Below are 6526 nucleotides of genomic sequence, written 5' to 3' on the forward strand. Positions count from 1 at the left end.
CAGGGCAGCTTGGCAAGGTGAAGACACAAATTCGTTATGTGCCCTGCAAGGATTTTGTCCGCTCTCTTTCGCTTCTCCGTTGTCGATAGGCTCTCATCCACGACCAGCCCAAAATGAGAAACGGAACCAGAACCAACAGAATTAACAGGATGCCGTCCCAAAACTCCCACGAGTGAAGCGAAGCGTTTTTCATGTCGTCGGCGATGATCCAAATGAAATCAACCGCCATGCGCAGCTGATACTGGACAAAGAACCAGATGCCCCACACCGATCCAATCAAGTAAACCCAGCTATACCAGCGGATGACCCTTTTCTCATGGTCGGCTACGTACTCCCATTCCTCCTGCTCTTCCTGCGTCAAGGAACGGAATTTCGCTTTCAAAAACAGGCGTGTATTTACCATCAAATTGGAGCATTGGAACTTGGTTGCCAACACGTAATACAAGTCGGTCTGCATGAAAACCATGAACTGAAAGGCTAAAGCCATGAGCAGAATTACATTCAGCATACGAATGAATGCTTCCATGAAGGGCACAAGCGTCAGCCAGCCTTGATCATTGGCAAACAACAAAATCACACCGATTCCCATAAACATCGCATCCCAGGCCATTCCCGCCAAAAACGCCCTGTATCTGCGCTGTGGCTCAACGAGAACAATATTGGACATATTCGTCTCTGCTACGGCAAAAACAAGTCGATGCCCCAGACCGATACGACTGCCGATTCCCAATGATCTGGCCGCCATTAAGTGGGCCATCTCATGGAAAAACAGAAAAACCCAAGTGGCCACGAAAGAAACCACAACCGAAACCGTCACGGAAGAAGAAACAAAAATATCGGAATAGACCGGGATATACTTGCCCGTAAACAAACAAATGAAAAGACCCGTAAAAAATAAGATACCGTATAATCCAAAGGCAACACGGTTAAAGAAGAACTGCCCCGTCCCCTGCTTGATCCAAGAGAAATGATCTACTACCGGTACTGGCTCGTTGACAACTTCCCCATCCACCATGTACACAAATTGATAGGAAGCAATAAGATCTTGCGCAAAGTCAAGCACATCTACCGGTTCGCCCAACCGCTCTTCCATGATCGTCGCGACTTCATTGATGCTCTTTCCTTCATCCAGCATATCGATGATCTCGACACCAATGGCCGGAAGCACAATGAAATTGCTGATATCCGTTCGTCCAATGAGGATCTCTTCCTCGTTTTCCGCCCGACGCGCAAGCGGATGCATCTTGAAAATGCTATCTCCCGAGATATTCAATTGACAGACACCTTCCTCTCTTACAGGAACGATTCCTTACTTTGCGAGCACTTCATTTCTCTTGATATGAAAAATCGGCTCCGTTCCGCTGCCTTTTCCACAAGTCGGGCATTCGGCTTCCTTTCGCTCCCACTCAAAAAACACGCTCTTTTCCAAGGTGTTGAAATCGAAAATGATAAATTTGCCCGCTGATTGTACCGGAGCAATTCCTGTCAAATACCTGATTGCATCGGAAGCCATCATTCCCGTAATCATCATGGTGTTGGGTGCAATGGTGGCGGTAGGCAAAATAAAGTTGGTATCGAGCAGCCTTTGAATCAACTGCGGATAGTCCTCGATCTGTGTAGAACGATGCAAATGCATGCAGTCGATACAGCCTGTCTTGCCCGGCTCTACCATGAAGAATTGTCCTTCGATGAGGTTGAATCCCCCAGCAATAAACGGGATTTGCAGCTTGGTGCAGGCATGATTTACCCATCTCTGCAAAAAGAAAAAGGGCTGATCGGCTGCGAGCATCACGAGGTCACTTCCGGCAATAACCCGCTCCACGTCTTCGCTGGACGTGATTTGCATCGTCTCCGTTTCAATCAATACCTCAGAATGAAGCCTTCCGATGAAATCACGTGCCGCTTCTACCTTCAAGCGACCAATATCCCTTTCGTTAAAGACCATTTGCCTGTTCAAATTGCTGAGCTCTACTCTATCAAAATCCACGAGCTTGATATGCTGGATTCCCGCTCCTACCAGATTGACCAGTAGCGTAGAGCCAAAGGCACCCATTCCCAGGATCGTCACTTTTTTTCTGCTTAGCAGTTCCTGTAGCTCACTTGGACTTTGATTGAGATCGGTAAACAAGGAGAAGTAGCGGATATTTGCTTTATATCTTTCCTTTTGTTCCGAAGTCAGAACGGAAGCCTCTTCTTTTGCCTGATCCATCAGGAAGCCCAATCCACTCAGTGATTCCACTGCTTCCACTATTTCTTCATACGTAATTTCAGGGTATTCCACAGCCAATAATGTATGTATTTCACCGACAGTACGAGTGCCATCCATCAGTTTGATCATCTTGCGGATGGACCCATTCTCGTCTTCCAATTCGAAGGTATAGCCAGGAGCCTCTCCCAAGCGGATCATCTGCTCTGTCACTTCATAAACGGGATGCACTGGTTTAAATAAAGGACGACGTTCCATACAAAACACCTCCCAATAGTAGGTTCGCTAACCCGGCTCATTTTAGATGAAAAAAGGGAATAGCTCGTGTGCTATTCCCCCTCTTCTTAAGAGAATTAAGCTGCTACTGCAGTAGTGCGAACGCTTTCAACTTTTTTCGCTTGGATTTTCATGGATAGTTCCTCCTCTCTATGATTGAAAATTAAGACAAGTTCATTATATTTCATGAATTTACAGAAATCTACAAATATCAGCAAAAATTTATATATTTTGGTAATATTCGACTATTTATTTCGTATGCAATAGGATTTTCCTTCCATTTTCTACCCAAAATATTACAAATCCTTCTTTGCCGGAAATATTTAATAGCCTTTTTGGAAAATTCCCCTGATTTTGGGACGCTTTTCTTTTGGGATTCGTAGTACTAAATGTAATGGGAAATTTCACCAAGATTACTTTTGTTTGATCAAAAAAGGAAAAGCTGCGCAGCGAGCCTTTTTTGCCTAGGGGGAGCACAAATGGAGGAAGATCGAGTGATCATCGGGCGGGTCTTGCAAGGAAACAAAGACTCCTACTCCGAGATCATTGCCAGATACCACGGAAAAGTAAGTTCCATTCTTCGCAAGATGCTGGGACATACACCGGATGCACAAGATATCGTGCAGGAAATTTTCATCAAGACGTATTACCATTTACCAGAATATAAGACAAACTACGATTTTTCTGCATGGTTGTACCGGATAGCGGCCAACCACTGTCTGGACGAGCTGCGTAAACGTAAACGCAAGCTTGCTCTCAGCTCGAGCGAAGAGATAGAGCCAGTGGATAGCCACACGCCGGAGGTTGCCTTTCTGAATAAAGAGGGGCAGCGCTTGTTGCGTCAAAGGATGATGTCCGTCGAAGAAAAGTATCGGATCGTCCTCGAAATGCGCTACTTCGAATCATTGAGTTGTGAGGAAATCAGTCATCGACTGTCGATTCCTTCGAGTACTGTGCGGACGCGCCTGGCTCGGGGAAAAGACAAGCTCAGGGAAGCAATCGGGCATGCAGGGCAAGGGGGGGACTTTCATCTATGAAATGCTTAGATAAAGGACAAATTGCTTTGTATCTATACGATCTTCTTGAACCAGAGGAAGCCGAGGTCATAGCAGCCCATTTGGAAGATTGCCGTCATTGCCAACGTAGGTTGAAGCAGGAGCTGGATGCGCTGGAAGATCCAGAAGAATCACTGGCGACAGACGAACCGTCCGAAGCAGTCATTCATGACATCATGGCGAACCTTCCCCCTTACCCTATACACATTCTGAAACGATCAGAGAGACAAAAATTGCAAAGAAAAACCAATTGGAAAAAAAGGAGTCTGGATATCGTGAAAAAAGCAACGATCGCTGTAGCAGGAATAGCAGCAGTTGTCTATTTCGGAACACTCACCTCCCCTTCTTTTGCAACGTATGTACATGGCTTGTATGCATCAACCATCAAACCTCAGCTGAAGCAGACGCAAGAGAGCAGCCTTTTTGATACACTAGCCTCCACAAACCTCCTCATCCAACGTGGACTTCAAGAAGGCTATAACAAAAAAGTTGATCTGAAAGCTGTCGATAATGGAATGACCCTTGAAGTAAAAGAAGTCATGGCGGACTCAAGGGATGTCCGAATTCTTTTTACCATCAAGGATCAGAATGGAAAACCAATTGAGGATCTGTTCTCTCGTGTTTTGCAGGACGAAGGTACATCCTATGAATTGAAAATAACAGATAAGGATGGCAAAACGTATACAAACTACGATGAGGAATTTCAAATCGGGCATAATGATTTGACGCAAGTAAAAGGACAGAGTGAGCTCATTATGCTCAGTCGCCCCATCCAAACCTTTTTTAGTGATACGAGCGAGATTCCAGATGAATTGTACATCGATCTTGTGATCAAGGACGTCGAAGGCATTGACGGAAAATGGAATGTTACCTTTCCAATTGACATTTCCAAAGCGAAAAAAGACACAAAAATTGTTCCCATCCATAAACAATACACTGCTCCAAATGGCGAATTGATTGATCTAAAGCAAGTCATGGTGACACCAGGCCAGATTGAATTCGTCATCGAGAACACCTTGGCAGAGTATACCTCTCAGGGTCTTACCTATGAAATTGTGGATGATACAGGAGCGGTGCTTGCCAAATGGAGCGAAATGAATAGAGGGAACAAGGAGAGATATCCACAGCCATATTACAAAAATGTAGCCAGAAACTACTTTGTCCGTGTTGTCGATGACACACCAACAGGCAAAAAGGTTAACTTTCTCACATTTCACTCCTTGCCAACGGATAAAGACCTGACCTTTAGAGTCGCAGCGACCTATCAAACCACTTCCGCAGACTTTGAGCAAAAGCTGTCCATTGATGCGATGAAAAACAAGCCTGTCACAACAGAGCATGATGGAAACGTGTTTACCTTCTCGAATTTTACTGTAAAAGAAGAAACGATTCGGAACGAGAAGAGAATGAGTGCAACGATGCAACTGGATGCAACCTTGGCACCAGGTGTTGCGGACGTAGATAAATTTGCAGCAGTTGATGAAAATGGCAATAAATACACCGGCTATTTCAAAGGCTCACTAACAAGAGATGCAAAAGGCAATATTGTCTTGAGCGGTCCACTCAATTTGGTGAAAGATCTGAAAGCTATCCCGAAAGAACTGACGATTTCCATTAAAGAGCAATTGAAAGAAAACAAAGATGTCGACTGGAGCGTAACCCTTCCCTTGAAAAACTAAAGTAGACATAAAAAACCACCTCGCCCAATCATATAAGTTTGAAGTGCACCCCTTAAAGTAGACATTGGAAAAAACCCTACGGTTTACCGATGAAAACTTTAGGGGGTGTATTTTTATGCCAGCAAAGAAAGGGCAGAAGTTTAAGCATTATAGTGAAGAACTTAAGTTGCAAGCAATTCAGATGAGATTAAAGGGTGTTTCCAAACGGGTGATCATGGAAGAATTGAAAATTCATGATGAGGACCGACTAAAGGTCTGGATGCGGAAGTATAGGAAACTCGGAGAGTTTGGTCTTCTAGATCAACGTGGCCGTCGCGAAGAATACATAGATACAAACAGATATATCGAAAAGTTAAAGCGGGAGAATAAGATGCTAAAAAAGTGCTTGGAAATCTGGATGCGGGAGGTGCAGTCCATAAGTATGCCGCAATCAAGAAAGCAGCAGGAGAATACACCATCAGTGAGCTCTGTAAGCTGTTTGGCGTCTCAAGAAGTGGATACTACGCATACTTAAAACGCCAAGGAATAGATCGGGACCAGTCTATGAAAGATTTAGTCCAGGCTGTGTATAAGAAGTACCACTGTAAATATGGGTATAGACAAATCCAACTATTTCTCCTGCAAGATTATGGGGTGTGGGTCAATCATAAGAAGGTACTACGTCTCATGCAAGAAATGGGGCTCCGTTCTCGAATACGTCGCAAGTATCGTTATCACCTTGCTTCATCGGTTGGGGGGCGAGTTGCCCAAAATATTCTACAGCGTAATTTCAAAGCAGATGTGCCCAATCAAAAGTGGGTAACGGACGTCACACAGTATCGTGTTGCGGATACTTGGCTCTACCTGTCTGCTATTAAAGATTTGTTTAATAACGAAATCGTGGCCTATCACATGGATGTTCGCAACGACAATCAATTGGTCCTACGGACCTTTGAGAAAGCTTTTGAAAAGACGAAAGACGTGACTGGACTGATCGTTCACAGCGATCAAGGATTCCAATACACGTCCTACGCTTACCACGACATGCTGCCAAAGGTTGGCGCCCAAATCAGCATGTCTAGAAGAGGCAACTGTTATGACAATGCCTCGATGGAGAGCTTCTTCTCGCATCTTAAAACGGAAGGGCTCTATCCTTATGATATCCGAAGTATCGATGAGGCACAAAGGCGAATTGAGGAGTACATTGACTTCTACAACGAAAATCGCCCGCAGAGAAAATTAAAAAAGCTGACGCCTGTTGAATTCAGACGCCAGCTAGTGGCCTAACGGCCCGGGTTTTTCTTACTGTCCACTAAACGGGGCCTTGACCA

6 protein-coding genes are annotated in these 6526 nt (G+C 44.7%); 4 read left to right on the top strand and 2 right to left on the bottom strand.

What is annotated here, in order from left to right; genetic code table 11:
- Positions 1-34: 34 nt before the first annotated feature.
- On the bottom strand, positions 35-1273 hold the full coding sequence (locus C7R91_RS28765; protein WP_047072243.1) for a membrane protein: 1239 nt from the start codon (positions 1271-1273) through the stop codon (positions 35-37).
- Between the two features lie 36 nt (positions 1274-1309).
- Positions 1310-2464: a HesA/MoeB/ThiF family protein gene (locus C7R91_RS28770; protein WP_047072246.1), complete on the bottom strand. Its 1155-nt coding sequence runs from the start codon at positions 2462-2464 to the stop codon at positions 1310-1312.
- 497 nt (positions 2465-2961) lie between these two features.
- Between C7R91_RS28770 and C7R91_RS28775 the strand changes: the two genes are divergently transcribed.
- The 4 genes from C7R91_RS28775 (at position 2962) to C7R91_RS28790 (ending at position 6482) form a co-directional block, all read left to right on the top strand.
- Positions 2962-3519, top strand: coding sequence for an RNA polymerase sigma factor (locus tag C7R91_RS28775; protein WP_047072248.1), 558 nt, complete (start codon positions 2962-2964; stop codon positions 3517-3519).
- On the top strand, positions 3516-5216 hold the full coding sequence (locus C7R91_RS28780; protein WP_047072249.1) for a DUF4179 domain-containing protein: 1701 nt from the start codon (positions 3516-3518) through the stop codon (positions 5214-5216). The genes C7R91_RS28775 and C7R91_RS28780 overlap by 4 nt, the downstream gene beginning before the upstream one ends.
- A gap of 115 nt (positions 5217-5331) precedes the next feature.
- Positions 5332-5730 carry a helix-turn-helix domain-containing protein gene (locus C7R91_RS29875; RefSeq protein ID WP_242071918.1) on the top strand — a complete coding sequence of 133 codons (399 nt, stop codon included), beginning with the start codon at positions 5332-5334 and terminating at the stop codon, positions 5728-5730.
- Positions 5673-6482 carry an IS3 family transposase gene (locus tag C7R91_RS28790; protein WP_258183176.1) on the top strand — a complete coding sequence of 270 codons (810 nt, stop codon included), beginning with the start codon at positions 5673-5675 and terminating at the stop codon, positions 6480-6482. The genes C7R91_RS29875 and C7R91_RS28790 overlap by 58 nt, the downstream gene beginning before the upstream one ends.
- Positions 6483-6526: the final 44 nt, after the last annotated feature.

It is taken from the genome of Brevibacillus formosus, assembly GCF_003013405.1.
GTDB lineage: Bacteria > Bacillota > Bacilli > Brevibacillales > Brevibacillaceae > Brevibacillus > Brevibacillus formosus.